27 protein-coding genes and 1 riboswitch are annotated in these 25976 nt (G+C 33.0%); of the genes, 5 read left to right on the top strand and 22 right to left on the bottom strand.

Going from position 1 to position 25976, the window contains the following annotated elements; all coding sequences use genetic code 11:
* Positions 1 to 84: 84 nt before the first annotated feature.
* The 8 genes from ACSULM_RS01480 to cmk all read right to left on the bottom strand — a co-directional run bounded on the left by ACSULM_RS01480 (position 85) and on the right by cmk (position 7870).
* Entirely contained in the window at positions 85 to 1038 is a 954-nt protein-coding gene (locus ACSULM_RS01480) for a polyprenyl synthetase family protein (protein WP_436859979.1), read from the bottom strand.
* A 26-nt stretch (positions 1039 to 1064) separates the two neighbouring features.
* Positions 1065 to 1766, bottom strand: a complete 702-nt coding sequence (locus ACSULM_RS01475; protein WP_436859978.1) for a demethylmenaquinone methyltransferase — start codon at positions 1764 to 1766, stop codon at positions 1065 to 1067.
* On the bottom strand, positions 1756 to 2340 hold the full coding sequence (locus tag ACSULM_RS01470) for a heptaprenyl pyrophosphate synthase subunit A (RefSeq protein ID WP_436859977.1): 585 nt from the start codon (positions 2338 to 2340) through the stop codon (positions 1756 to 1758). The genes ACSULM_RS01475 and ACSULM_RS01470 overlap by 11 nt, the downstream gene beginning before the upstream one ends.
* Positions 2341 to 2795: 455 nt before the next feature.
* Positions 2796 to 3068, bottom strand: coding sequence for an HU family DNA-binding protein (locus tag ACSULM_RS01465; protein ID WP_002483248.1), 273 nt, complete (start codon positions 3066 to 3068; stop codon positions 2796 to 2798).
* Between the two features lie 167 nt (positions 3069 to 3235).
* Entirely contained in the window at positions 3236 to 4234 is a 999-nt protein-coding gene (locus tag ACSULM_RS01460; RefSeq protein WP_436859976.1) for an NAD(P)H-dependent glycerol-3-phosphate dehydrogenase, read from the bottom strand.
* Positions 4235 to 4251: 17 nt separating this feature from the next.
* Positions 4252 to 5562, bottom strand: a complete 1311-nt coding sequence (der, locus tag ACSULM_RS01455) for a ribosome biogenesis GTPase Der (protein WP_436859974.1) — start codon at positions 5560 to 5562, stop codon at positions 4252 to 4254.
* A 182-nt stretch (positions 5563 to 5744) separates the two neighbouring features.
* The gene (gene rpsA / locus ACSULM_RS01450) at positions 5745 to 6926 is read right to left on the bottom strand and encodes a 30S ribosomal protein S1 (RefSeq protein WP_436859972.1); all 1182 of its coding nucleotides are present in this window, start codon (positions 6924 to 6926) and stop codon (positions 5745 to 5747) included.
* Positions 6927 to 7210: 284 nt separating this feature from the next.
* Positions 7211 to 7870 (bottom strand): (d)CMP kinase, encoded by a 660-nt coding sequence (gene cmk / locus ACSULM_RS01445; RefSeq protein WP_436859971.1) that lies wholly within the window; start codon positions 7868 to 7870, stop codon positions 7211 to 7213.
* 78 nt (positions 7871 to 7948) lie between these two features.
* On the opposite strand from cmk, the gene ACSULM_RS01440 reads away from it, so the two are divergent.
* Positions 7949 to 8917 carry an asparaginase gene (locus tag ACSULM_RS01440; protein WP_436859970.1) on the top strand — a complete coding sequence of 323 codons (969 nt, stop codon included), beginning with the start codon at positions 7949 to 7951 and terminating at the stop codon, positions 8915 to 8917.
* A 142-nt stretch (positions 8918 to 9059) separates the two neighbouring features.
* Here the strand turns inward: ACSULM_RS01440 and ypdA are convergent, their stop codons facing one another.
* The 4 genes from ypdA to ACSULM_RS01420 all read right to left on the bottom strand — a co-directional run bounded on the left by ypdA (position 9060) and on the right by ACSULM_RS01420 (position 14390).
* Positions 9060 to 10046 carry a bacillithiol disulfide reductase YpdA gene (gene ypdA / locus ACSULM_RS01435; protein ID WP_436859969.1) on the bottom strand — a complete coding sequence of 329 codons (987 nt, stop codon included), beginning with the start codon at positions 10044 to 10046 and terminating at the stop codon, positions 9060 to 9062.
* A 268-nt stretch (positions 10047 to 10314) separates the two neighbouring features.
* On the bottom strand, positions 10315 to 11907 hold the full coding sequence (gene ebpS / locus ACSULM_RS01430) for an elastin-binding protein EbpS (protein WP_436859967.1): 1593 nt from the start codon (positions 11905 to 11907) through the stop codon (positions 10315 to 10317).
* A gap of 145 nt (positions 11908 to 12052) precedes the next feature.
* Positions 12053 to 13432 carry a RecQ family ATP-dependent DNA helicase gene (locus tag ACSULM_RS01425; RefSeq protein WP_436859965.1) on the bottom strand — a complete coding sequence of 460 codons (1380 nt, stop codon included), beginning with the start codon at positions 13430 to 13432 and terminating at the stop codon, positions 12053 to 12055.
* The gene (locus ACSULM_RS01420) at positions 13419 to 14390 is read right to left on the bottom strand and encodes a helix-turn-helix domain-containing protein (RefSeq protein ID WP_436859964.1); all 972 of its coding nucleotides are present in this window, start codon (positions 14388 to 14390) and stop codon (positions 13419 to 13421) included. The genes ACSULM_RS01425 and ACSULM_RS01420 overlap by 14 nt, the downstream gene beginning before the upstream one ends.
* A 109-nt stretch (positions 14391 to 14499) precedes the next feature.
* On the opposite strand from ACSULM_RS01420, the gene ACSULM_RS01415 reads away from it, so the two are divergent.
* Positions 14500 to 14748 (top strand): ferredoxin, encoded by a 249-nt coding sequence (locus ACSULM_RS01415; RefSeq protein ID WP_069996042.1) that lies wholly within the window; start codon positions 14500 to 14502, stop codon positions 14746 to 14748.
* Between the two features lie 59 nt (positions 14749 to 14807).
* Here the strand turns inward: ACSULM_RS01415 and ACSULM_RS01410 are convergent, their stop codons facing one another.
* The 6 genes from ACSULM_RS01410 to ACSULM_RS01385 form a co-directional block, all read right to left on the bottom strand.
* A complete protein-coding gene (locus ACSULM_RS01410; protein ID WP_436859963.1) occupies positions 14808 to 15353 on the bottom strand; it encodes an ECF transporter S component in 546 nt (181 codons plus the stop codon).
* A gap of 65 nt (positions 15354 to 15418) precedes the next feature.
* Positions 15419 to 15554: riboswitch (FMN riboswitch) on the bottom strand.
* 172 nt (positions 15555 to 15726) lie between these two features.
* Positions 15727 to 17484: an ATP-binding protein gene (locus ACSULM_RS01405; RefSeq protein WP_436860001.1), complete on the bottom strand. Its 1758-nt coding sequence runs from the start codon at positions 17482 to 17484 to the stop codon at positions 15727 to 15729.
* Complete coding sequence (locus ACSULM_RS01400) at positions 17468 to 18193, bottom strand: response regulator transcription factor (protein ID WP_436859962.1); 726 nt, start codon at positions 18191 to 18193, stop codon at positions 17468 to 17470. The genes ACSULM_RS01405 and ACSULM_RS01400 overlap by 17 nt, the downstream gene beginning before the upstream one ends.
* Before the next feature lie 129 nt (positions 18194 to 18322).
* The gene (locus tag ACSULM_RS01395; RefSeq protein WP_436859961.1) at positions 18323 to 19060 is read right to left on the bottom strand and encodes a pseudouridine synthase; all 738 of its coding nucleotides are present in this window, start codon (positions 19058 to 19060) and stop codon (positions 18323 to 18325) included.
* On the bottom strand, positions 19053 to 19601 hold the full coding sequence (gene scpB, locus ACSULM_RS01390; protein WP_436859960.1) for an SMC-Scp complex subunit ScpB: 549 nt from the start codon (positions 19599 to 19601) through the stop codon (positions 19053 to 19055). The genes ACSULM_RS01395 and scpB overlap by 8 nt, the downstream gene beginning before the upstream one ends.
* On the bottom strand, positions 19585 to 20319 hold the full coding sequence (locus ACSULM_RS01385; protein ID WP_436859959.1) for a segregation and condensation protein A: 735 nt from the start codon (positions 20317 to 20319) through the stop codon (positions 19585 to 19587). The genes scpB and ACSULM_RS01385 overlap by 17 nt, the downstream gene beginning before the upstream one ends.
* Before the next feature lie 92 nt (positions 20320 to 20411).
* Here ACSULM_RS01385 and ACSULM_RS01380 point away from each other — a divergent pair, with 92 nt between their 5' ends.
* On the top strand, positions 20412 to 20918 hold the full coding sequence (locus ACSULM_RS01380; RefSeq protein ID WP_436859958.1) for a DUF309 domain-containing protein: 507 nt from the start codon (positions 20412 to 20414) through the stop codon (positions 20916 to 20918).
* Between the two features lie 65 nt (positions 20919 to 20983).
* Here the strand turns inward: ACSULM_RS01380 and xerD are convergent, their stop codons facing one another.
* From xerD to ACSULM_RS01365, 3 genes are all read right to left on the bottom strand, one after another.
* Positions 20984 to 21871, bottom strand: a complete 888-nt coding sequence (gene xerD / locus ACSULM_RS01375; RefSeq protein WP_436859957.1) for a site-specific tyrosine recombinase XerD — start codon at positions 21869 to 21871, stop codon at positions 20984 to 20986.
* A gap of 42 nt (positions 21872 to 21913) precedes the next feature.
* A complete protein-coding gene (locus ACSULM_RS01370) occupies positions 21914 to 22360 on the bottom strand; it encodes a Fur family transcriptional regulator (RefSeq protein WP_436853924.1) in 447 nt (148 codons plus the stop codon).
* 103 nt (positions 22361 to 22463) lie between these two features.
* A complete protein-coding gene (locus ACSULM_RS01365; RefSeq protein WP_436859956.1) occupies positions 22464 to 23006 on the bottom strand; it encodes an NUDIX hydrolase in 543 nt (180 codons plus the stop codon).
* Positions 23007 to 23165: 159 nt separating this feature from the next.
* Between ACSULM_RS01365 and ACSULM_RS01360 the strand changes: the two genes are divergently transcribed.
* Positions 23166 to 24080: an aldo/keto reductase gene (locus ACSULM_RS01360; RefSeq protein WP_436859955.1), complete on the top strand. Its 915-nt coding sequence runs from the start codon at positions 23166 to 23168 to the stop codon at positions 24078 to 24080.
* A gap of 105 nt (positions 24081 to 24185) precedes the next feature.
* Here ACSULM_RS01360 and ACSULM_RS01355 read toward each other — a convergent pair whose 3' ends face one another.
* Positions 24186 to 24944, bottom strand: a complete 759-nt coding sequence (locus ACSULM_RS01355; RefSeq protein ID WP_436859954.1) for an SDR family NAD(P)-dependent oxidoreductase — start codon at positions 24942 to 24944, stop codon at positions 24186 to 24188.
* Positions 24945 to 25110: 166 nt separating this feature from the next.
* Between ACSULM_RS01355 and proC the strand changes: the two genes are divergently transcribed.
* On the top strand, positions 25111 to 25926 hold the full coding sequence (gene proC, locus ACSULM_RS01350; protein WP_436859952.1) for a pyrroline-5-carboxylate reductase: 816 nt from the start codon (positions 25111 to 25113) through the stop codon (positions 25924 to 25926).
* The last annotated feature ends 50 nt before the right edge of the window (positions 25927 to 25976 follow it).

The following is a 25976-nucleotide window of genomic DNA, read 5'->3' as shown; positions in this document are numbered from 1 at the left end:
AATTAAGATTCATAAAAAATATGTTTTGAATTACATTAATATCTTAACAGGTTATTAAAGCGCTTTCAACGTTTTTCACATAACTTACACATTTCTTTTACCGACTTTTTTTATAAGCTTTTTAAAGAGTGGCTTAGAGTCTTCATTCTCTAGCTGATCGATTAAACGTAATGCTTTATCAAGGTATTTATCACTGATGGCTTGTGATTGTTGAATTGCATCAGAATTTCTAATTTGGTAGATACATTGGTCAAATGATTCTATACTGCTATTTGGATTAAGTTGCTCTATTTGTTTTTTAAATGATTCATTTTGTCTCATTTCTAAAAGTACAGGTAATGTTAAGTGACCATTCATTAAATCGCTACCTACTGGCTTGCCTAGTTTCTTTTCAGTGCTTGTAAAATCTAAAATATCATCAACGATTTGGAAACTCATGCCAATATAATGTCCAATCATTTTTAAATTACGTACTGTTTTAGCATCTGCACCGGAAGTAATGGCACCTACTTCAGTGGATAGTTGAATGAGTAAGGCTGTTTTACGATTAATTCTACGCAAATAATTTGTAATCGTTTGCGCAGAATTAAATTGATCTTGAAATTGATAAAGTTCACCTCTACACACTTCAACAATTGCACTTGAAATTACAGCATGTACATGATTGGCCTCAATATTGGATATATGCTCTAAACCTCGTGCTAATAAAAAATTGCCTGTAAGTATTGCAGTACGTTGATCCCATTTTTTAGCAATCGTTAAACGGCCTCGTCGCTTATCGCTTTTATCAATAACATCATCATGGACTAAGGTCGCCATATGAATTAACTCAAGGGCTACTGCAACGCGATAAACATCTTCATTCATAGATTTACCAAACTGGCTACTTAATATTACAAAGGCTGGCCTAACGCGTTTACCACCTGAAGAAAATAAATGATATGAAGCAGCTTCAAGAACACTATCGTTACTTTTTATAGACTGCTCTAATTGTTTTTCAATTTTTTTGATTTCACTATTCATATTTAACTTTGCCACGCTAATCACCTTTGGTTGATTCATTTTTATTTATAGCCAAGGTGCATTGCTGCAACGCCACCTGTAAAGCTACGTATTTTGATATTACTGAAACCAGCTTGTGTAAATAATCGTTTTAATTTTTCTTTGTCTGGAAAATCAAAAGTTGACTGTTGTAGCCACTCATACTCATCTTTTGATTTAGCAAATATTTTACCGAAAATCGGCATAACAAATTTAAAATAAAGTTTATAACATTGTTTGAAAACTGGAGTGGTTGGTTGACTTGTTTCTAGACAAACGACCATTCCACCAGGTTTTAAGACTCTATTTAATTCTTTGAGTGTTGCAAGGTAATCAGGCACATTTCTTAATCCAAAACCTATCGTGACATAATCAAATTCATTATCATCAAAAGGTAAATTCATAGCATCGCCATGAACAAGTTGAATATTTTGCATGGCTGATGTTTTTTGTTTACCGACTTCTAACATATTTTCACTAAAGTCTATACCTATTACTTCTCCTGTAGACCCAACTGCTTTACTAAGTGAGATTGTCCAATCAGCGGTACCACAACATACATCTAAAGCTTTGCTTCCTGGTTTAACGTTCATTTCTTTCATCACACGTTTTCTCCAAGTTTTATGTTGTTCGAAACTAATGATATTATTCAATTTGTCATATTTTCCAGAAATATTTTGGAAAACGTTATGTACTTGTTCTTTTTTTGCATTATTATCTGCCATGTTCATTACCTCTTTTTAAGTGTATTTCAGTATTAACTTGGTTTAAAAATGAATTTAATTTTTCGTTAGAATAGTGTTTCAAATATGCTGGATGATGCTCAGTTATGTTTTTTAATAATTGATTATTAATCTCTATCTGATTTGAAACAGATGCAAAATGATTAATTGTAATAAGTGGGAAGGTATTTTCAATTTTTAATATAAATTCACTTATTATATCATCACTAATAGTACCTTGATGAATAGATGATTTCATTTCATTGACTGTTACAATGGCTGTACTTATCACTTGTTGATAAACCGGATCATTTAATTTTGCTAAAATTGTATAAAAATGCGCGCTCAACAAGTCACCAATTAAAATAGATTTCTTGGACGATAAAGAAGTAGTTACTTCGTCTAAATGACGCATCGCAGTATCTATTGTGAGGCAAGCTAATTTAGCTTCTTGAGGAATATCATAAGAATCAAGAATTTGTGCTAGCGCTTTATTGATATAAATCGATTCTTTATATTCCACATCGCGTAGTCGCTCTGTTATTTGTGTTTCTAATATGCTAAATGTCGTTTCCATGTTCACACCTCACGTTATTATCCATATACATATTAACATTATATGAGGAAAATTAAAATCAACGAAAATCAATGTTCTAAATATTTATGTAAAATGATTAAAAAAATCAATAAATTGTATGTTATCAATATGTAAATCAACATAATTATACAATGTTTTGTTGAATCAACATTGCAAGTAAAAGAGAGACTGAGACAAAAATCAATGTCTCAGGTATATTTTAAATTAGATAATAGATGAACGAATTGAAAATTCACTTATATCAAGCTTGTTGCAATCCTATTAAACCTTGTCGGGGTGGAACTATGAAATCTCTATTAGAGAATTTGATTTCGGTCACACTCCACTTAGCCTGATAACTATCTCTTTGGAAATTTATGTTGAGTTAAAGTATTTAAATTGTCTTTATAAAAAGAAAAAGCCCCTATAAAAAGGGCTTTACTGTAAGTAAAGAATTATTTAACTGCATCTTTTAAAGCTTTACCAGCTTTGAATGCTGGAACTTTGCTTGCAGGGATATCAATTTCTTTACCAGTTTGAGGGTTACGGCCTTTACGAGCAGCACGTTCGCGTACTTCGAAGTTACCGAATCCAATTAATTGTACTTTTTCACCTTTAGAAAGTGATGATTGAATTGATTCGAATACTGCATCTACAGCTAAACCAGCTTCTTTTTTAGTTAAGTCAGCTTGCTCTGCAACAGCATTGATTAAATCTGTTTTGTTCATTATGAATTCACCTCCCCTAGGGTTTATAATGATACTTTATATCATTATGCTATGACTTTAACACAACGAATACAGCTACTGCAATGATTTATGTGCAAAAAACGTTGAAATAATAGGATTTTAATTACAAATTGTTATTATTTCTTAGAAAAGTGTAATACTACCTACTATTCTGCTTTTTTGCCGCGTCCCATTAAATCTTTAACGCTTTCATCAACAGGTCTATTTTCAAATAGAACTTTGTATAATGCACTTGTGATTGGCATGTCTACATCGACTTCTTTTGCTAAATGATAAACGGATTTTGTTGTATAGACACCTTCAACAACCATATTCATTTCATTTAAAGCTGTATCCAATGACTTGCCTTCGCCCAATTTAAATCCTAATGTGTAGTTTCTAGAATGTGTAGATGTACACGTTACAATTAAATCACCAATACCACCTAAACCTAAAAAGGTAATAGGATCAGCACCTAATTTTTCACCTAGTCGGCTAATTTCGGCCAAACCTCTAGTCATTAAGGCTGCTTTAGCATTATCTCCAAAGCCCATACCGGAAATTACACCACTCGCTACAGCGATAATATTTTTGAGTGCACCACCTAGTTCAACACCCACTAAGTCTTCATTTGTATAGACGCGTAAGTAATCATTCATGAATAAATCCTGAGTTAATTTTCGAACTTCTGCAGATTTAGATGAAGCAGCTACGGTCGTAGGTTGTTTGATAACTACTTCTTCAGCATGACTAGGACCTGATAATACGCCAATACCTGCATTATGATCAGGTGAAATGGAATCCTCGAGCAGTTCTGAGACACGTTTATAAGTATCATTCTCTATACCTTTAGCAACATGTATAAACGTTTTTGGAGTTGATAGTAATGCGTCGATAGATTTTGCTACTTGGCGCATTGCTTTAGTTGGTAGCGCCATTAAATAAATATCTGAAAATGCCGATGCAGTTTCCATATCGAGTATTGCTTCGATTGTAGAATGCAATTGTGCATTTTTTAAATATTTACTATTTATATGTTGCTCGTTAATTTCATTAACGGTTTGTTCGTTTTTACCCCACATTAAAACTTGATGTCCATTTTCGGCTAATACATTTGCTAAGGCAGTACCGAAACTTCCTGTTCCAAAGACAGTGATTTTAGACATATTATCCCCTCCGTTAATTAATTTCTTTTTCTTGCTATGACATGCACAGGTGTACCTTCAAAGCCAAATGCCGCTCTTATTTGATTTTCGAGGTAACGTTTGTAAGAAAAATGCATTAATTCGACATCATTTACAAAAACAATAAACGTTGGTGGTTCAATGGCCACTTGTGTTGCATAGAATACGTTAAGTCGACGTCCTTTGTCAGTTGGCGTAGGATTCATAGATATTGCATCTGTAATAACTTCGTTTAAAGTAGAACTTTGAACACGTTTTTTATGATTTTCACTTGCTTCTTTAATATATGGGAAAAGTGTTCTAAGACGTTGTTTTTCTTTTGCAGAAATAAAGGCAATTTCAGCATAATCTAAAAATTGGAACTCTTTGCGAACCTCATCTTTGAATTTCTTCATTGTATTTGTTTCTTTATCTACAGTATCCCATTTATTGACAACGATAACGATGGCTTTACCTTCTTCATGTGCATAACCTGCAACACGTTTATCTTGCTCAATAATACCTTGCTCGGCATCAATAACAACTAAGATTACATTAGATCTTTCAATCGCTTTTAATGCACGTAATACCGAATACTTTTCTGTGTTTTCATAGACTTTACCTTTTTTGCGCATGCCGGCAGTATCTATTAGGACATAATCTTGATCATCGTAACTATATTCTGTATCTACCGCATCTCGTGTTGTTCCAGCAACATTCGATACAATTACTCGATCTTCACCTAATATTGCATTAACCAAACTAGATTTCCCTACATTTGGGCGTCCGATGATGGATAATCGAATTGTGTCCTCATCGTAAGGGTCTGGCTCTTCAGCTTTAAAATGTTTTACAACTTCATCTAATAAATCACCAAGACCTAAACCGTGTGAGCCAGAAATTGGATATGGATCACCAAAGCCTAGTGCATAAAAGTCATAAATTTCATTTCTCATTTCTGGATTATCAACTTTGTTTACTGCTAATACAACAGGCTTCTTAGATTTGTATAACATTTGCGCAACCATTTCGTCGCTTTGTGTTAATCCTTCTCTCACATTTACCATGAAAATAATTACATCCGCTTCGTCTATTGCGACCTCAGCTTGTGCTCTAATTTGAGTTTGAAAAGGCGCATCTCCTATTTCTATCCCGCCTGTATCAATAATATTAAAATCATGTGTTAACCATTCGCCTGATGAATAGATTCGATCACGAGTCACACCTGGTGTATCTTCAACAATTGATACACGTTCACCTACGACTCTATTAAAAATTGTGGATTTGCCTACATTTGGCCTACCTACAATCGCTACTATAGGTTTAGTCATAACTAACTTCCTCTCTTATATAATCTCTATAATTCTATCATAAGGTGTAGATAAATAAAAAGAAATATTAAATCATATATAGCGTATGGATTGTGTGTAGTCATATTGATACACAAAAAAAGAAATCCTGCCCTATTTTGAAATTAGGACAAGATTTAAAATTGGTGTCTTACAGTTACAGATTAGAATTTAAAATCTTTAAGTTTGTCTCCAAAGACATCACCTAAAGTAGGGTTATCTTCATCATCTGCACTATTATCTAAATATGATTGTGTTGTTTCACTATCGCTTTCAATTACATTTTCATTTGGAATAGTTGCTTTAATTGATAAAGAAATACGTTCATTATCAACATCAACACCTAATACTTTCACACTGACTTTTTCGCCTGGTGTCAATGCTTCACTTGGTGAACCAATATGAGAATGGCTAATTTCAGAAATGTGAACTAATCCTTGTACACCTGGTTTGATTTCAACAAACGCACCGAAATTTGCAAGTCTTACAACTGTACCTTCGATGACATCACCTTCATTAAATTCACCTTTGATAGATTCAAAAGGACTTGGCAATGTATCTTTAATTGATAAAGAAATACGTTCAGAATCTTTATCGACAGATTTAATTTTTACTTTTACAGTTTCACCTATTGATACAACGTCTTCTGGTGATTTAACGTGTTCATGAGATAATTCAGATACATGAACAAGTCCGTCAACACCACCAATATCAACAAATGCACCAAAGTTAGTTAAACGTGCAATTTTACCTTCAATGACATCGCCTTCGTTAAGTGATGATAATAGTTCATCTTTTTTCGCAGCATTTTCAACTGCTTCTACAGCTTTACGACTAAGAATGACACGATTATTTGCAGGGTCTAATTCTTCAACTTTTAATTTGAGAACTTGCCCTTCAAAATCGGAGAAATCTTCAATGAAATCTGTAGAAATTAATGAAGCTGGTACAAAACCTCTTTGACCAACATCCACTACTAATCCGCCCTTAACGACTTCCGTCACCTTGGCTTCGATTGTTTGATTGTTATCTAATTGTTCTTGTAAAAACTCATATGATTTTTCAGTTTCAAGTTGACGTTTAGATAAAATATAAGCACCAGTCTCATTTTCTTCGTCATATTCAACTTTTGTTACATATGCACCAATTTCGTCACCAACTTTAACAGCATCACTTGGATTATCGATATGATGCGTAGAAAGTTGGCTAATAGGGATAATACCATTAAATTTAGCACCGTTTACAGCTACAATTACTTGCTTATCTTCAATAGCTTGAACTTCGCCGGTAACTTTATCGCCTTCTTTAATATCATTAATCATTGATTCGTTGAATTCTTCAGTCATCTTGTCTGCCTCCTTATTACACTACATACTTATAACATCTTATAATCTGACAGAATTGTCAAGAAATTCCACTTTCATATAGAAGTTCACATTTTAATTGTTAAAAAGTTGTAAAATAGGCATTTTTAACTAACAAGAACTTTAAAAATTTAACCTAAATTTTACATACAATCTATTTTCCCTCTATCATAAAACGAACATATATCCATATACCCATTTTTTATATTATATAATCATTTTACACAAAACGAGGAGAAAGACACATGAGGTACTTATTTAGATACCTATGCGATATTAGATACTAAGGATAATATTTCTTCTGTTACTTCTTCAATACTTTTGCCGGTAGTATCAACGGTAACTGCATCATCAGCTTTTTTTAATGGTGAAATTTCACGATTCATATCGTAATGATCTCTATCAGCGATTTCTTGTTTTAATTGTTCTACGTTGGATTCGATGCCACGTTCTTCATTATCTTTTTGTCTTCGAATTGCGCGTTCTTCAACTGAAGCAACCATATATACTTTTAAATCAGCATCAGGTAAAACAACAGTACCAATATCCCTGCCATCCATAACAATCCCTTTTTGTGCTGCTAATTCTTTTTGCTTTTTAACAGCAAAAGTACGTACGGGTTCTTTAGAAGCGACATAAGAGACATTACTTGTCACATTGTTTTCTCTTAAATAGTCCGTTACATCTTGGTCATCTAAAATAACTCTTTGACCTTTGGTTTCGTCATATGTGAGAGATAGCTCTGATGAATTGATTAATTGATTAAAGTCTTCTGTCTTATGTTGTTGTAAATATTTATAAGTAATTGCACGATACATAGCTCCTGTATCTACATAAATCATAGATAATTTAGCTGCAATTAATTTGGCGATTGTACTTTTACCTGCGGCAGCAGGTCCATCTAGTGCGATATTGATTCGTTTCATTTTAGTAACCCTTCCTTGTTGTTTTATGTATAATATTTTATCATAAATATGTATATTATAAATAGGAGGAATGCACGTATGAAAAATGTTCTCGTGATACATACAGGTGGAACGATTAGTATGTCAGAAGATGAGTCTAATAAAGTGGTTACGAATGAGCATAATCCGATATCTAATCATCAAGATGTCATTGCACGATATGCAAATGTAACAGAAATAACACCATTTAATGTGCCATCACCACATATGAATATAGAATATGTTGAGAAATTAAAAGCAATTATAGAAAATGAAGCAGCAAATTATGATGGATTTGTTATTACTCATGGTACAGATACGTTAGAAGAAACTGCTTATTTACTAGATTTGACTATAAATATATCAAAACCTGTAACTATAACTGGGGCTATGCGTTCCTCAAATGAAATTGGTTCAGATGGTTTGTATAATTTTATTTCGGCGATTAGAGTTGCGACAAGTCTTGAATCAAAAGATATGGGTGTCATGGTTGTATTCAATGATGAGATACATACTGCGCGTAATGTCACAAAAACACATACTTCAAACACCAATACATTTCAGAGTCCAAATCACGGACCACTTGGTGTAGTCACTAAAAATAGTGTCCAGTTTCATCACAAGCCATATGATCACTTAATTTTAGATAATATTAAACATCATTTGAATATTCCGTTAGTTAAAGCATATATGGGAATGAACAGTGATGTGTTAGCATTTCATAGTGAATGTAACGTAGATGGTATCATTATCGAAGCTTTAGGTCAGGGTAATTTACCGCCTACTTGTCTTGAAGGATTAAAAAAATGTTTAGACAAAAATATCCCGATTGTTTTAGTTTCAAGATCATTTAATGGTATTGTTGGACCTATATATGCCTATGAAGGTGGCGGTGCTACATTAGTAGAGCAAGGTGTTATATTCTCTAATGGATTAAATGGACCAAAAGCACGATTAAAGTTATTGGTTGGATTGAGCAACCAACTTTCTTCAGAAAAATTAAAAAAATATTTTGAATCTCAATTATAAAAATATTGAAACATAAATAGCATATTTAGAAGTAGAATAGCGGCTAAGACACAATTACATGTCTCAGCCGCTATTATTTTTAATCTGTTAAGGTTACCTTGTGTCAAAAAAACAAATTAATATTCGGTTCTTTGAATTTTGTTTAAGATTCTAGTGGTGTTTGTTTTTTAGAGAGAATATTTTGAGTGATAATACCGCCATGATATTTACCATTTTCGATAAATATTGTATTTGCATCATTACCAGCAGCAATTACACCGGCGATATAACAGTTTTCTATATTTGTTTCATATGTTTCTTTATTATGAACTGGTGCTGTCCCAAATTCATTACGATTAATCTCAATACCGATTGATTGTAAGAAGTCATAATCCGGATGATAACCAATCATTGCAAAGACATAGTCATTTGGAATTTCATGGATTTCTCCATTCTGTTCATAGCATACGCTGTCCTCAGTGATTTTTGTTACATTGGCATTAAATGCCATGTTTATTTTTTCATGTCGAACTAGAGATTCAAAATTGGGTAATATCCATGGTTTGATCGCTTTCGGGTAATCGCTGCCACGGTAAATTACAGTTACATTTGCACCTGCTTTTTCTAATTCTAAAGCAGCGTCTACAGCCGAGTTTTTTCCACCAATAATTGTAATGTTTTGATCAAAATACGGGTGTGCTTCTTTGAAGTAATGCATTACTTTTGGAAGTTCTGCACCTTCTACTTCTAGATTGTTATGTTGACCATAATAACCTGTCGCAACTGTTAAGAATCTACATTGATAGACGTCTTTTGTTGTTGTTATCGTAAAACGATTATTAATTTTTTTAACTGTGAGGACTTCTTCAAAGGCATTTATACGTAATTGGTGATGTTTAACAACTGCTCTATAATACACCAATGCTTGATTTCTATGAGGTTTACTTTCCTCTACTATAAATGGAATATCCCCAATACTTAACTTATCACTAGATGAAAAAAATGTTTGATGTGTAGGATAGTTATAAATCGCATCGACAACATTTCCCTTTTCAATAACTAAAGTATCTATCCCTTTTTTCTTCTGCTCAATGGCAGCACTTAATCCACAAGGACCGCCACCAATAATTATGCTTTCCACTGTTTGCATGTTCAATTCGTCCTCCTTTTACCACTCATACATTATACCAATAGTTTTGAAAAAACCAAGTAATAGAATTTGAAAGATTTATAACAAATGATGTTAAATTCATTTGAACAGATAGACGCTACTTTAAATAACAAAAAAACCTTTACCCACATCGTGGATAAAGGTTTTTTAAGGCTTGCGCCTAGGACATAAATAAATGTCTCAGTCATCTTTGCCAGGGTGGCACTACGAAATCTTTAAAATAAAATTGGATTTCTGTCCTACTCCCTTATTGCGGAATTACTAGACGTTGACCATTATGGATGTCATTTCCTTGAATATTGTTTGCTTTTCTAATTTTTTCAACATTTTCTGGTGTACCTTCACCGTAATATTGAATCGCAATTCTATATAAATTTTGACCATTTACTACATGTGTTTGTTGTCCAGAATTACTATTTGCTGATTGGCCATTTTGTTGACCGTTATTTGTTGTACCTTGTGATTGATCAGTAGTACCATTTTGGCTATCTGTTTGGTTACCTTGTTGTGCTTGAGAATTTTGTTGATTTTGAGCACTTTGATCTTGAGTGTTTTGATCTTGATCACTATTTGCTTGATTTTGCTCATCACTATTAGTTTGATCAGAATTAGTAGTGTCAGAATCACTGTTTTTATCTGAATCAGCTGAAGATTTGTCTTTATCTTTGTCTTCGTCTTTAGCTTTATCTTCTTTTGCTTTGTCTTCTTCAGCTTTTTTATCTTTTTCTGAGTTTTTATCTTTATTGTCAGCAACTTGCTTGTCATCGTTTTGTTTACTATCGTCGTTGTTGCCAGTTAATGCCATACCACCGAATATAGCAATTGCGGCTAAAATAAGTACTGCAGCTATTATTGGTAGTAATTTACCTAATAAGCCACCTTTTTTCTTATTATTGTCATCATCATTATGATGGTTTGAATGTTTACCACCATTACCGTTGCCATTACCATTACCGCCATTTGATTTAGCGTGAGCAGCACCGCCAGCTACTGCAGCACCTTTTTTCTTACTACTCTTATTGTCTTGATGCTTGTCAGTATGTTCGTCATTGTTGTGATTTTTTTCGTCGTATTTATTATCTTTTTGTTTTTCACCTTTGTGTTTACCTGCGGCATATGCACCTGCACCAGCTGCTGCGGCACCACCAGCTATGGCTGCACCTTTTTTCTTAGAACCATGCTTATTGTCATCTTCTTTATGTTGTTGTGCATCGTCATGATGTGAATGGCTATCTTTAGAAGAGTTTTGCTTATCTGCATCGTGATGATTATTATGTTGCTTTTCATCTGTTAATTCAGAATCTGCATGTGATTTATCTTTGTTGTTATGTTTACCAGCAGCATAAGCACCAGCGCCTGCAGCGGCAGTTCCACCTGCAATGGCAGCGCCTTTTTTCTTATTACCATTGTCATGATCAGATTCATGCTTAACACTATCCTCTTGTTGTTCATACTTATTAGTGTTTGATTTAGTATCATCATGGTTTAAGTTATTGTTTTGTGAAGGATCCTTAGATTCATTTGTATGTTTTGAGTCTATGTCTGAATTGTCATTATGACGTGAACCACGATCTAGCGCGTCATCTTCATTTCTTTCTTGATGTTGTGCTTGGTTTGATGTTTCGTCATCTCTTTGGTTTGTTGCTGTATCTCTTCTACGTTGTCTGCGTTGCGCATTTCTTGGTGGAAATTGTTCGTCTGATCTATCAGATACTTCCTCTTTCACATTGTCAACTGAATCGTTAACTGAATCTTTGGCATTGTCTTGATGTTCTTTTGGATCAATAGATTGACGATTTTTCTCAAAATCATCTTTAAAATTGTTGTTAGACAAATTCATCATCCTTCCTGTTTTTATTTAAGTATATACTGTTTTACCCTAAAAAAATGTAAATATGTATATTTTTTTGAGTGAAATTACTCTTAATTAACTGTATACATCGTATTATAGCTTGATTGAAAATAATTAGTAAAGTAATTGTCTATTATTTGAATAAATTTTGTATTTTTTCATTAAAATTCATTTTTCGTTTAACTTTCTTTCTATTTAATATATTTATTTCAACTAATTCAGAATCATTATCACAACATTGCTCAGGTTTTTCTATTAAACTTTCATCAAAAAACTCAATCATATATGCGCGTCGACATTGATCTAAATTCTTATAACCTAACATTCTATTGTAGCCTAATTGTTTGCGTTCAAATGCAGTTTTAAATATGTGCTGCAATTGTGCAATTGAATAATAACTGTGCAAGGTATTTAAGATTTCGTTTTTATCGGGAGGTAAAAATTGCCCTAATTCAAAAGCAGTGACATCTTCTGTTGTAACAATATCTGTAAAAAGCAATGTTTCTAATAAGTAGCTGTCATCTGGTTGATATAGACTGATAGCTTGGCTTTCTGCACCGTCTCGTCCCGCACGTCCAATTTCTTGCATATAGTTAGAAGGACTTGTTGATAAATGGAAATGAATAATCGTCCGAATATCTTTTTTATTTATCCCCATACCAAATGCACTTGTAGCAACAATAATTGGAATCTCATTATTTATAAATTGATGTTGTACTGTATGACGTTCTTGGTAAGATAAATCACCATGATAGATACCTGTTAGAAAGCCGTATTTATAAATTTGCTGAGCCAAATGTAGACACATCTTCTTAGATGACACGTATATAATCGTTGGACCTGAGTGTGTTAATTTTGGTAAAAGCCATGCAAGCTTTTCTTCATCATTAGCAAAGTTTTTATGTGCTAATACTATGTTGTTTCTATTCATAGTAGTTTTTACTACATGAAAGGTTTTGTTCAACATGTGCTCCAAATCATCGGTTAAATATGAGGGCGCAGTCGCTGTTAATGCGAGAACTGTAGCATTTTTAAAATGATTGACTATTTTTCCGACAAGCGCATAATGTGGTCTGAAATCGTAGCCCCATTCAGATAAACAGTGAGCTTCGTCTAGTACGATTAATCCTATATTTAATTGTTGAATTAGTTTAAAGTTATATGCCTGTAATAAAAATTCAGGACTTAAAAATATGAAACGACTTTGATTAATTTGTTGTATATTTTGGTGGCGTTCATTTTCATCCATTCCAGAATGAATGCAACAAACATGACGTTCTCCATGTAATTTAAGTTGCATAACTTGGTCATCCATTAGTGAAATCAAAGGTGAAATAATCAACGTCGGTTGTTGTTTTATATATGTAGGTAATTGATAGCAAAGACTTTTACCACTTCCTGTTGGCAGAATCCCTAAGGTATTTGTATGATTTAAGACATGATTGATAATTTCTTCCTGACCTGGTTTAAATGTGTCGAAACCAAACCATTCTTTTAAGCTATCTTGTAACATGTAAATCACCTCTTTCTAAACCGACAATCATTAATTTAATTTCGAAATAACTAAAATCAGAAAATTTATCCTTGTAATTACGCAACCGTTCACTGCGATTATCTATATAATAGTTCAGAAAGTCTATATAATTTGTGTTTGATAAATAGTCTTCATAATTGGTTAAGTATCCTTTAATAAATAACTCTAAAATATGATCTTCAATTGTATTCTGTTTAACATTTTGCTGTAATGCTAAGTGTTCGAAGTCCATGCCTTGTTTTATACCATTTAAAGTTTGTTCAGTTTTATTTAATAGCGTTGGCAAGATGATTAATTTATTTAATATAGGGAAGGATTGTGCATCTTCAATCGCATTCATTAGTGTTACTAAATCTCTGAGTTCTAATTCATATAATTCAGTCAGTGGTAGTGATTCAATTAAACTTACTTGTTGTCTTGTATACATACTTTCTTCAAATCCTTGTAAATAATAATGTAAGTATACATTGTCGTTCTGTTTAGAAAGTAATTCGAATAACGAAGTAAGTTCATTTATAAATGTTTCTTGTAACCCTTCTGATAATATATACTGATATAGAACTTTCACACGTTTTTGAATCGTATTGGATTGTGTTACTGGTACGAATTGGTGTACGCCATGTTGAATATTAGATAAGGTTTGGGTTAATAACTGTATTGCATTGAAAGTGTTGGCAAGGCTATCATATGTATGGCGTGGATGGCTAATTATTAAATTTGACTGATTCCCCTCAGTTTTAGAGTCCATATTATTAGAATATCGCTCGAATGACGGATATTTTAATTGAGGTATACTGTGATACAATGACATTAGTTGTTGGCTACAAGCATCAAAAAAGGTTTGATGTGACTTTTTGCCTGTGATAATATTAAATATACTTTTTTCGGTTTTATATGTATGTGCCTTTGTGTAAGCGAATTGAATTATATTATACATGGTTGCTCCTTCATTCTTTAAATCGAAAACATTTGAAAAAACGATAAACAGTGATTACAATATTATTTGTGTAATTATTGTAGCATTTTTGTCAAAGGAGGCGAAGAAATTGGCTAAATATACAATAGTAGATATGGATACATGCATTGCATGTGGTGCTTGTGGTGCCGCTGCCCCTGATATATATGACTATGATGATGAAGGTATTGCATACGTTATTCTTGACGATAATCAAGGTACTGCTGAAGTGCCAGAAGAATTATATGAAGATATGGAAGATGCTTTGGACGGTTGTCCTACTGACTCAATTAAAATTGAGGAAGAACCATTTGACGGAGACGCATTGAAGTTTGAATAGGTATTATAGCTATAAAATAAAAACGATTCGGAAACATAATTAATGTTCCCGAATCGTTTTTATTTAGGTAAGACGTTTTTTAAACGATTGTATAAAAGTATAAATATGATTGAAATGACGATACCTTTAATAATATTAAAAGGTATGACGCCAGAAACAATAACTATTTTTACATTTTCAACTACATTGGATAAGTTCATAATCATTCCATATAACGGTAATAATACAAAGTAATTCAATATACTTAATACAACCGTCATTACTAATGTTGCAATACTAAGTCCAATGATTTGTGATTTTAATGTGTGTTTATTTTTAATAATCCAATAGGCTGTAAGTAAAAAGCTTGAAGCTGCTAAGAAATTTGCAACTGGCCCGACTGGGTCGCCTACGTTGAATAGAAAATTAAGTAAGTTTTTTATGAATTCTACAATCAGACCTGCTATAGGTCCTAGCGTAAATGTCGCTAATAAAGCAGGTACATCACTAAAATCTAACGTTAAGTATGGAGGTAAAAACGGTATTGGAAATTTGATGAACATCAAAATAAATGCTACCGCACTTAACATACTAATTGTAATGAGTCTTTTTGTTTGTTGTTGCATATTAAATTGTCTCCTTCCATTCATCTTGCACAGAATAGGAGGATTTAATTGCATAACAAAGAACCCTCCATCTTCTCCCATCCAGACTATACTGTCGGCTCTAGATTTACACTAGATCAGCCATCCCACGTTAGAAAGTGAGATGGGTCGCAGGCTTGATTTACTGCCGGTTGGGAATTGCACCCTACCCCGAAGATGAATACCTTAAATTTTTATAAATATATCATAGCTTATTACTCAGTTAAAAACAATAGTATTGCTCGTGTAAAGTCTATAATAATGAATTTTGACAACAAGTATTATTGTATTAATTAGCAAAACGGATACGCTAAAAGTGCGTACCCGTTTTATATACTCTATATACTGTAAGTTTTTAGTCTGGTTTAGGTAGTGTGATGATAAATGTTGTTCCTTGACCGACTTTACTTTTAACATCGATATGTCCGCCGTGTTCATCTATAATCATTCGGCAGATGAATAGACCTAATCCTGTGCCCTGTTTACCTCTTTTTCGTGAAGCATCTACTTTATAAAAGCGATCAAAGACTTGTTGAAGATGCTCAGGAGCAATACCAGAACCTGTATCGGTGATATAAAGTATTTGCTCAGATGGTGTCTCGTCAAAATGTATTGTAATTGCATCACCAGGTTCAGTATAACGTGATGCATTATCAATTAAGTTAGTTAATACTTGTTCCATTCTATCGGAATCATATTGCCATAGTTGTTGATGGGTATCAGGATTCAAGTGGATATTTAGTCCTAAATCCTTAGCTTGCTTTTGATATTTTAGTTGCATTTTATCTAATAATGGTGCAATAGGTTGTATTATTTTTTCAACAGTCAATCCTTCTGCATCCATCCGTGCTACATTTAAAAGCTCGTTCACTAATCGATTTAATCGTTTCGTTTCATCTAAAACGATAGAAAGTGATTCATGAATTTCGTCTGGTTCTGTTACGACACCGTCAACAATAGATTCGGTATAACCTTGTAGTAAGGAAATCGGAGTGCGCAACTCATGTGATACATTGGCAATAAAATCTTTCTTCATTTGATCCATATTATGTTCATTGGTCATGTCACGTATAATGGCTACGATACCACTACGGCCATCTGGTTGTATTTGATCAATATAACTTGTGATTATAACGAAATAACGTGTATTTATTTCATAAACTTCAAATTGTGTTTTCTTATTTTTAAATGTAAGTTCATTTTGTGAATCTAACTTGTCCAATGCATGGTGATCTAACATTTGTAATGTTGTATTAGCCACTTTATTCGAAATAATAATCTCTTTTTTATCATTAAATCCAAGTACACCCTCAACCATAGAATTGATTAAACTATCACGTATATTTTTAGAGGAAGATAACGCATCAATATGTTGTTGAATTTCAGAGCTCATTGTATTAAAGGCACGTGACAATTCACCAATTTCATCTCGGGAATTAACAGGTACAACTTGTGCATAGTCTCCTTTTGATACTTTCAGAACTTGTGTTCGCAAATTTCGTAAAGGCTTTGTTATACGAGATGATAAGAAGAAAGCAAAAACTGTTGTAATTGCTAAGAAAATAATAGCGATAATCAAAATTATAACGGTAATTACATTATTGGTATCTTCAATTGTTTTTAAGTCTTGATAGATAAATACGCCACTATAATTATTAGTTTCTCCATTATTTGCGGCTACGGCTTTGGTGGGGTAACCAATAAGTACATATGTACGTTCGGTACCATCAATATTTACAGTGACATGTTCCGATATTTGTTTGCCTTTATCAAATACGCGATTATAATCTTTATTTCTCTTGATTTCATTGAACATTTGATTTTTCGTCTTATCACTGTTTTCATTATCCATATGTTTATGATTCATAATAATTAGCCCAACCGGTCCCTCAATGAGTTGGCGGCTATGTTCAATTGCAGTATCACGATTGTTAGAACTTTCAACAAGTTGGCTGATACGTTTGGCATCTTTAAGTAATGATTCTTCAGTTTCTTGCGTAAAATAGGACTGGATAAACGTTATAAGTGCTGCACTTAATAAAATTAAAACTGTAGTTACTATAAATATAATAGTTAACCACAGTTTTATAACGACGCTATTGAGCTGGTTCATGATTTGATTTGACCTCAAATTTATAACCTACTCCCCATACAGTTTGTATCATATGAGCAGCATCTTCTGATACACGATTTAACTTTTCTCTTAAACGTTTTACATGTGTGTCTACGGTACGCAAGTCTCCATAGAATTCATAATGCCATACTTCTTTTAATAAATGTTCACGGTCAAAGACTTTGTTAGGTGTTTTAGCTAAAAAGATTAACAACTCATATTCTTTTGGCGTTAAATTTACCTGACTACCATCAGCCAATACTCTATGTGCATCATTATCAATAACTAAGTGATCAAACTCAATTAAATCTCTTGCATGTGGCTCACTTTGTTCCGTTGTTGCAACTTGTGTACGTCGTAATAAAGCTTTGATACGGAGCACAACTTCACGAGGAGAAAATGGTTTCACAATATAATCATCTGCACCAGATTCAAACCCTTCTACTCGATTGGTCTCTTCACCTTTAGCTGTTAACATAATAATTGGTGTTTCTTTATGTTCTCGTAGTTTAGAAGCGACAGTGATACCATCCATCTCTGGTAACATTAAATCTAATAAGATGCAGGCATAATCATGTTCCATCGCCATCTTAAAAGCTTCATTGCCGTCACTGGCTTCGTGTATTTCAAAAGATTCTCTTTCAAGATATAACTTTAATAATCTTCTGATACGATCTTCGTCATCTACAATTAGTATTTCGTTTGACATACGTGTATACCTCCCACACTACTAGCTTTCTAACTCATCCACATTATATCATAGGTTTAGCTTGAAAAGTGTTGATGAGATAAAAGTTTGTGAAAAAATTATCATACGTACAAATTATTCTGGATATGATTAGTTACCATGCTCAGCTAATTGACGAATCACCTTGACTTCATGAGGTGTTAATACGCGACCTTCACCAGCATTTAGTCCTTTTAAGTTTAGTGGTCCGAATTCAATACGTTGTAATTTCGTAACTTGATGGCCGAAATGTTCAAACATACGACGGACTTGACGATTGCGACCTTCTGTAATTGTTATTTCTACTAGTGTAGTGTTTTTATCTTTATCTTGATTTTTAACTTTTACAGTTGCTGGTTGGGTCATCCCATCTTCTAACTGGATACCACGCTCTAATCCTTTGACCTCTTCACGCATTAAATAGCCTTTTAATTTAACTACGTATTTTTTCTTAATTTTATAACGTGGATGCGTCATAAGATTTGTAAACTCACCATCATTCGTTAGTAGCAACAAACCTGAAGTATCATAGTCTAATCGACCTACTGGATAAATTCTTGTTTTAATTTGTTTGAAATAATCAGTGACAACTTTACGACCTCTGTCATCAGAAACACTAGTAATGACTTGGGCTGGCTTATAAAAAAGAATATATAATTTATCTTCTTGTTCAAGTTTAATGCCTTCAACTTCAATCGTATCAGAAGGTTTAACTTTAGTACCTAGTTCTGTTTCAACTGTTCCATTCACTTTCACCTTACCTTCAGTAATCAATGTTTCGGCTTTTCTGCGTGAAGTGTAGCCACTATTAGCAATACGTTTTTGTAATCTTTCTGTCTCGTTATTCATTATTATCTCCTTTTTGGTTAACTAAATTACTGAAAAATGCTTCTATTTCTTCCTCTTCTTCATCCGTAGTTGGTAATTCATCTAAATGTTCTATTCCAAATACATTTAAAAATAATTCTGTTGTATATAATTGATGACTTCTTGAATCCGCTTCATCTTTGGCTTCAACTAATCCACGTGCGATGAGTGTTTTGACAGCGCCATCTGAATTAATACCTCTAATCATTTCAATATCGCTACGTGATAATGGTTGATTATAGGCAATTATCGATAATGATTCCATAGCGGCTTGTGATAATTTCATTTTTGATTTTTGTTCAATTAGTTTCTCAATATAATCTGCTGCATCTTTTTTGGTAGTCAGAACGTAGGTTTGACCATAATGTTGAATTAATAAACCTTCTGATTCATATTCATCAATTAATTTAGTTAGTGCGGCTTTATCGATTTCTAAAATTTCTAGTAATTGTTTTTCTTCTAATCCTTCATCACCGGCTGTGTATAGCAGTGCTTCTAAGATTCCTTTATCTTGCAACGCCATAGTTTACCCCTCTTAAAATATTAATATCATCGAAACTTTGCGGTTGTTCAATATTGACAATGCCAGATTTTGACATTTCCAAAATCGCTAGAAAATGTGTAACAACCATCTCAATCGGCTCAGTAAAATTAAATAAGCTAAAGAAATTAAATGATTCATGCTTCTTCAAACGATCTGTAACTTGTGTCGTTGCTTGTTGAATCGTAAAAGTTTCTTTACGAATTTCAACAGTTTTAGGTGTTTGAAACTCGACACGATTTTTAACTTTTTGATAAGCAATGATTAGTTCAGTTAAATCAATAGTATTGTTAGAATCCCAAGTTTCCGTTGTTTCTAAATGCGTTAAATCTGTTGGATGTTTCGAAAAATAGTATGCGCGTTCAGCTTTACGTTCATTTAAAATTTCTGTATATGCTTTGTAGTTTTGATATTCGATTAAACGACCTACTAAATCATCACGTGGATCATCTTCTATAGTATCGGCTTCATCTGTTTGAGGTAATAGCATTTTACTTTTTATCATCAGTAACTCTGATGCCATTACTAAATATTCACTTGCAACATTTATCTCCAATTGATTCATTGTATGTATATATTGCATATATTGTTCAGTGAGTGCTTTCATAGGAATATCATATATATCGATTTCAATTTTTTGTATCAGATGTAATAATAAATCTAAAGGACCATTAAAGGCATCTAATTTTACTTCATACATTTTATCAACCTCATATCGCAAGTTAAGTGCGTAATTCACTAAAGTATTATAGCATGTTTAACGTAAACATTTAAATTTGGAGAGAATTTTTTATGGAAAAAGCATTACAGGATTTTTATTATCAATTTCATACTAAGCAACATTATTTTTTATGCCATGATATTTTAGAAGAGTCATGGAAATCAAACACCTCATTTAGCAAAGATGATGCAGTCGTTAGCTTAATTCTTATGGCTACTGGTTGCTATCACTTTCGCAGAGGAAATCATCGTGGTGCAATAAAGTCTTTTAACAAAGCACTGAAAGTCATTGAATTACATGATAATTTCACAACTTTAGGTATGGATATCGCGGCCTATAAAAGCATGCTTAAAACATTAATCGAGCATGTCGATAATGGAAAGCCCTTTGCCCCGATACAATTACCTTTAACAGATACAATGATAGACAGTATTTTGAGTGAATATCCAAATTTTAAAATGACTACAGATATGGTGACAGAGAGTTATATAGTAAATCACCATTTGGAAAGAGATCGTTCGGAAGTTAATGAAGCTCGACAAGCTGCATTACAACAAAAACATCAGCATCGCTTATAGTTAAAGTTTGATTTAACATACTAAAAAACACAGGCAAGTTATTCAACGAATAAACGAGTCTGTGTTTATGCACGTGGATGAAATTCATTATACATTTTTCTAATTTGCGACTTAGAGACATGTGTATATAATTGTGTAGTCGAAATATCTGAATGACCTAACATTTCCTGTACGGCACGTAAGTCTGCTCCATTTTCCAATAAATGCGTTGCAAAGGAATGTCTCAATGTGTGAGGTGTCAAAGTCTTATTAATATTCGCTTTGATACCGTTCTGTTTAATCATCTTCCAAATTGCTTGCCTTGATAATGGCTTACCATGCATATTCAAAAATAAAGCATTTGTAACCGTTTGTTTTAGTAATTGTGGTCGAACGGTCTCTATATATGTACTTAAATAATCTATGACTGTATCACCAAGAGGCACGATACGTTCTTTATTTCCCTTACCAAATACTTTAACAAAGCCCATAATCAAATTGACATCTTCCATTTCAATTTGTATAAGTTCAGAAACGCGCATACCAGTAGCATAAAGCAATTCAAGCATTGTTCGATCTCTATAGCCGTTATTTTTCGATAAGTCTGGTGTTTCTAATAAAGCTATCACTTCATTAACTTCTAACACATCGGGTAACTTACGATCATATTTAGGTGTTTCAATTAATACCGTAGGGTCTTTCGCAGCATATTTTTCTCTTAAAGCAAATTGATGAAAACTGCGTACAGTAGAAATAAAACGTGCAAGTGATTTAGCCGACGCACCTAGATCATGTAAATGGCCAAGACATAATTGGATAGATGCACGGTCAATAAAATCAATATGACTAATTTTTTGTGTTTCTAAATATTCATGGTATTTCTTTAAATCTCTACGATAAGCACCAATCGTATTTTTACTTAAACCCTTTTCCAATTGGATGAATTTTAAATATTCTTCAATTATTGTTTCCAAGATATCACCTCAAATTTATGCAGTTTTAAGCATTGAATCAGTTTATTTACCTTGGGCTTGGCAATCAGAACATACACCATGGAATGTTAAACGGTGATCTGAAATTCTAAAGTTGAAATCACTTTCTACGCGTTCTTCAACTTGTGGTAGTAAATCCTCTTCGATTTCTTCCACTTTGCCGCATTCCATACAAACAAGATGATGGTGAAAATGCTTGGCCCCTTCTTTTCTTAAATCAAAGCGAGCAACACCATCACCGAAATTTATTTTATCAACAACTTTTAATTCTGATAATAGTTCTAATGTTCTATATACTGTAGCTAATCCAATTTCAGGCGCTCTATCTTTTACTTTTAAATAGACATCTTCAGCGCTAAGATGGTCTTTCTCATTTTCAATTAATACACGTAGCGTAGCTTCACGCTGTGGTGTTAGTTTATATGAAGATTGTTGTAATTGTTGCTTCACGCGATTTAAACGTTCTTCCACGGAAGCCTCACTCCCCTACTAATAATTATAATCATTTTAATTTACACAATGATTTATATATAAAATACCAATAATTGATAAAATACGCAAGTGCATGCGTTCCTTATTTATAATCATTATAATTAAGGAGTAAATGTTGTAAAGCGATGATTGTTTTTGCATCTTCTAATTCATGATTACGAATCATAGTCTCAATTTCACTTAGAGAATAAAGAGAAACTTCTAAGAATTCATCATCATCTAATTGCATTTGTCCTTCTTTTAAATCTTTCGCTAAATAAATAGTTATTTTCTCATTTGAAAATCCAGGAGATCCATACATTTCTGTAATCAATTCTAAGTTTTCAGCAATATAACCTGTTTCTTCTTCTAATTCACGTTTCGCTGCTGATTCACGGGCTTCACCTTTCTCTAATTTTCCTGCTGGAATTTCAAGTAATGGTTTTTCTGCTGGTTTACGAAATTGTTTAACGAGGATTACTTTTTGTTCTGGTGTCAGCGCACATACTGCAACAGCGCCATTATGATATACGAGTTCGCGTTTAGATGTTTTGCCATCGGGTAACTCTACATCATGTACTTCTAAATCAATGATAGCGCCTTGATAAATGGATGATTTATGTATTGTTTTTTCATATAAGTTCATAATAATCACGTTCCTTTAATTTGATTTAAGTTATTGTTAAGATAAATACGTTAGTATATAGGGTGTAATAGATGCGTTGATAGTAATTAAATTGTAAGAAACGCTATCATATTTTTATCTGTTCCCTACTAAATTAAGTGTATCGGAAGGAGAAAAGACATGCAAAAAAATGTTTTAAGAAGCGGAATTGAACTTTCAGAATTAGGATTGGGCTGTATGAGTTTAGGTACAGACCAACAACATGCACAACCAATTATAGAGCGTGCAATCGAACACGGTATCACTTATTTTGATACAGCAGATATTTATGATAAAGGTGTAAATGAAAGTATTGTTGGCCAATCATTAAAAAAATATCAAAATCGTGACGAAATCGTTATTGGTACTAAAGTGGGCAATCATTTAGCAGATGATGGTTCTACATTTTGGGATCCTTCTAAAAAATATATTAAAGAAGCGGTTAAAGGTTCATTACAACGTTTAGGTTTAGACCATTTAGACTTATACCAACTACATGGTGGTACAATTGATGATCCTTTAGATGAAACAATTAGTGCATTTGACGAATTGAAGCAAGAAGGTCTTGTACGTGCATATGGAATTTCATCTATACGTCCTAACGTTATAGATTATTATTTAAAACATAGTGATATTGAAACATTGATGTCACAGTTCAATATTATTGATAATAGACCGGAAATGTTGCTTGACGATGTACACGCTAAGAAAGTAAAAATGTTGGCGCGTGGTCCAGTGTTTAAAGGATTGTTGACGTCACAAAGTAATCAAGCGTTGGATAATAAATTTTCAGAAGGAATATTTGATTATAATTATCAAACACTTGGCGAAACAATTGCATCAATTAAAGAAATCGAAAATAATCTAACTGCACTTACATTTAATTATTTAACATCACATGATGCTTTAGGTGCAATTATCGTTGGTGCGAGCGATGTGTCACAATTAGATGAAAATGTTAAAAATTATGAACTTTCTAAATCAATTAGTTTAGAAAAGTTAAAATCTGCAAGAGAACGTGTTAAAGATCTACAATATACTCAACATTTAAATTAAATATAATTAAGCGTGTTTATTGAATGACATAAGGATACAGCCACTATGTACCCTAGTCTATTCAGTAGACACGCTTTTTGTGTTGTTGTGCTGAATATTAAAAATTTAAGCTTTATTCTTAAATAAAAATGTGAAATGTCTTTCAATAAATCGAGGAGAAATTTGATAAATACGTAATAATATATGCATCCATTTAGGCGCATTAATTTCAGTTTTACCAGTAATCATGGCATCAATGATTTGTGTTGCTAAATGATTAGGGTCTAGCATTAAATGTTTATATTTTTTGGCGAATGACAACGTTGGATCAGCTTTTTCATGAAATGGTGTCGCTATTGGACCAGTATTTACAGTTAATACATGATAATTTGGACGTTCGATGCGTAAAGCGTTTAAAACTTGATTAAAAGCAGCCTTGCTTGCGCCATAATGGGCAGCATATGCTTGAGTTAAAAACGCCGATTGACTACCGATTCCTACAATTTTAGGTTTCTGTGTTAAATATGGCTGTAGGATATTCAGTAACAAATTAAAGTTAATAATATTTAAGGCATAGGTTTCGAGCATTTCAGCATTAGTATGTTGATCAATGGCTTTGAAATAACCTAACCCAGCACTATAAATGATGCCATCTATAGTTTGACCTTGGAACGTGTCTTTGAGATTTAGTATTTGAGATTGAGATTGTAAATCGCATGATATGATTGTTAATTGTGTTTTGCCAAATTTTTGTTGAAGTGATGCTAATTTCTTTGGATTTCGTACAAGTACTGTGACGTGTACTTGTTTGTCTAATAGTAATGTTAGTATGGATTTCCCTAGTCCACTAGTTGCACCTGTTAGGATGTAATGTTTTCCTATCATTCGTAATCCCTACCCTTCAATTGATTATCTATAGTATAAATGAAGCAAGTATCTGATGCCATATCGAGCGAGTAACATACTAAGATTTATTAAGTATATGATGAAACTATGTTACTATAGTTACAGATTAAGAAACATAAAAACTAAGAGGAAGTGAAATGTTCACATGAAGTTAGTATTTTATGGTGCTGGAAACATGGCACATGCAATATTTACCGGAATTATAAACTCAAATATCATGGATTCGAACGACATTTATTTAACGAACCGTTCAAATGAAACAGCGCTTAAAGCATATGCTGATGAGTTAGGGGTTAATTATAGTTACGATGATGAAGCATTGCTTAAAGGTGCGGACTATGTATTTTTAGGTACGAAACCATATGATTTTGAATCATTAGCTGAGAGAATCAAACCATATGTATCGGATAATAATAAATTTATCTCAATCATGGCGGGATTACCGATTAGCTATATTAGAGAAAAATTAAAAGCGGATAATCCTATTGCACGTATTATGCCTAATACAAATGCCCACGTAGGTCATTCAGTTACAGGAATAAGCTTTTCAAGTAACTTTGGACCGAAGTCTAAAGATGAAGTTGACGACTTGATCAATGCTTTTGGTTCTGCAATAGAAGTATCGGAAGACAACTTACATCAAGTGACTGCCATCACTGGAAGCGGCCCAGCATTTTTATATCATGTATTTGAACAATATGTGACTGCGGGTACACGTTTAGGTTTGGAAAAAGCACAGGTAGAAGAATCAATACGTAATTTAATTATTGGTACGAGTAAAATGATTGAACGTTCAGAATTAAGCATGGAGCAATTGAGAAAGAATATAACGTCTAAAGGTGGAACGACACAAGCTGGACTTAATGCGTTATCAAAACATGATTTAGAAAGTGTATTTGAAGATTGCCTGAGAGCAGCGGTTAATCGAAGTGTAGAACTATCTAGTCAAGATGATGACTAATAGATAAATTAATAAGCTGAAATCTACTTTATTGTGTATTTAGTAGATTT

The organism is Staphylococcus caeli (genome assembly GCF_051413795.1).
Classification (GTDB): Bacteria; Bacillota; Bacilli; order Staphylococcales; family Staphylococcaceae; genus Staphylococcus; species Staphylococcus caeli_A.
This window is presented reverse-complemented; position numbering and strand designations above follow the sequence as displayed.

Excerpts from the sequence above, each read along its gene's own strand:
- proC (WP_436859952.1), top strand. The coding sequence starts at position 25,111 with ATGAAGTTAGTATTTTATGGTGCTGGAAACATGGCACATGCAATATTT.
- ACSULM_RS01380 (WP_436859958.1), top strand. The coding sequence starts at position 20,412 with ATGGAAAAAGCATTACAGGATTTTTATTATCAATTTCATACTAAGCAA.
- ACSULM_RS01420 (WP_436859964.1), bottom strand. The coding sequence starts at position 14,390 with ATGTATAATATAATTCAATTCGCTTACACAAAGGCACATACATATAAA.
- ACSULM_RS01425 (WP_436859965.1), bottom strand. The coding sequence starts at position 13,432 with ATGTTACAAGATAGCTTAAAAGAATGGTTTGGTTTCGACACATTTAAA.
- rpsA (WP_436859972.1), bottom strand. The coding sequence starts at position 6,926 with ATGACTGAAGAATTCAACGAATCAATGATTAATGATATTAAAGAAGGC.
- ACSULM_RS01460 (WP_436859976.1), bottom strand. The coding sequence starts at position 4,234 with ATGTCTAAAATCACTGTCTTTGGAACAGGAAGTTTCGGTACTGCCTTA.
- ypdA (WP_436859969.1), bottom strand. The coding sequence starts at position 10,046 with ATGCAAACAGTGGAAAGCATAATTATTGGTGGCGGTCCTTGTGGATTA.
- ACSULM_RS01475 (WP_436859978.1), bottom strand. The coding sequence starts at position 1,766 with ATGGCAGATAATAATGCAAAAAAAGAACAAGTACATAACGTTTTCCAA.
- ACSULM_RS01385 (WP_436859959.1), bottom strand. The coding sequence starts at position 20,319 with ATGTATGAAGTAAAATTAGATGCCTTTAATGGTCCTTTAGATTTATTA.
- ACSULM_RS01410 (WP_436859963.1), bottom strand. The coding sequence starts at position 15,353 with ATGCAACAACAAACAAAAAGACTCATTACAATTAGTATGTTAAGTGCG.
- ACSULM_RS01395 (WP_436859961.1), bottom strand. The coding sequence starts at position 19,060 with ATGAATAACGAGACAGAAAGATTACAAAAACGTATTGCTAATAGTGGC.
- ACSULM_RS01400 (WP_436859962.1), bottom strand. The coding sequence starts at position 18,193 with ATGTCAAACGAAATACTAATTGTAGATGACGAAGATCGTATCAGAAGA.
- ACSULM_RS01405 (WP_436860001.1), bottom strand. The coding sequence starts at position 17,484 with ATGAACCAGCTCAATAGCGTCGTTATAAAACTGTGGTTAACTATTATA.
- ACSULM_RS01465 (WP_002483248.1), bottom strand. The coding sequence starts at position 3,068 with ATGAACAAAACAGATTTAATCAATGCTGTTGCAGAGCAAGCTGACTTA.
- ACSULM_RS01355 (WP_436859954.1), bottom strand. The coding sequence starts at position 24,944 with ATGATAGGAAAACATTACATCCTAACAGGTGCAACTAGTGGACTAGGG.
- ACSULM_RS01440 (WP_436859970.1), top strand. The coding sequence starts at position 7,949 with ATGAAAAATGTTCTCGTGATACATACAGGTGGAACGATTAGTATGTCA.
- cmk (WP_436859971.1), bottom strand. The coding sequence starts at position 7,870 with ATGAAACGAATCAATATCGCACTAGATGGACCTGCTGCCGCAGGTAAA.
- ACSULM_RS01365 (WP_436859956.1), bottom strand. The coding sequence starts at position 23,006 with ATGAACTTATATGAAAAAACAATACATAAATCATCCATTTATCAAGGC.
- ebpS (WP_436859967.1), bottom strand. The coding sequence starts at position 11,907 with ATGAATTTGTCTAACAACAATTTTAAAGATGATTTTGAGAAAAATCGT.
- ACSULM_RS01470 (WP_436859977.1), bottom strand. The coding sequence starts at position 2,340 with ATGGAAACGACATTTAGCATATTAGAAACACAAATAACAGAGCGACTA.
- der (WP_436859974.1), bottom strand. The coding sequence starts at position 5,562 with ATGACTAAACCTATAGTAGCGATTGTAGGTAGGCCAAATGTAGGCAAA.
- ACSULM_RS01360 (WP_436859955.1), top strand. The coding sequence starts at position 23,166 with ATGCAAAAAAATGTTTTAAGAAGCGGAATTGAACTTTCAGAATTAGGA.
- scpB (WP_436859960.1), bottom strand. The coding sequence starts at position 19,601 with ATGGCGTTGCAAGATAAAGGAATCTTAGAAGCACTGCTATACACAGCC.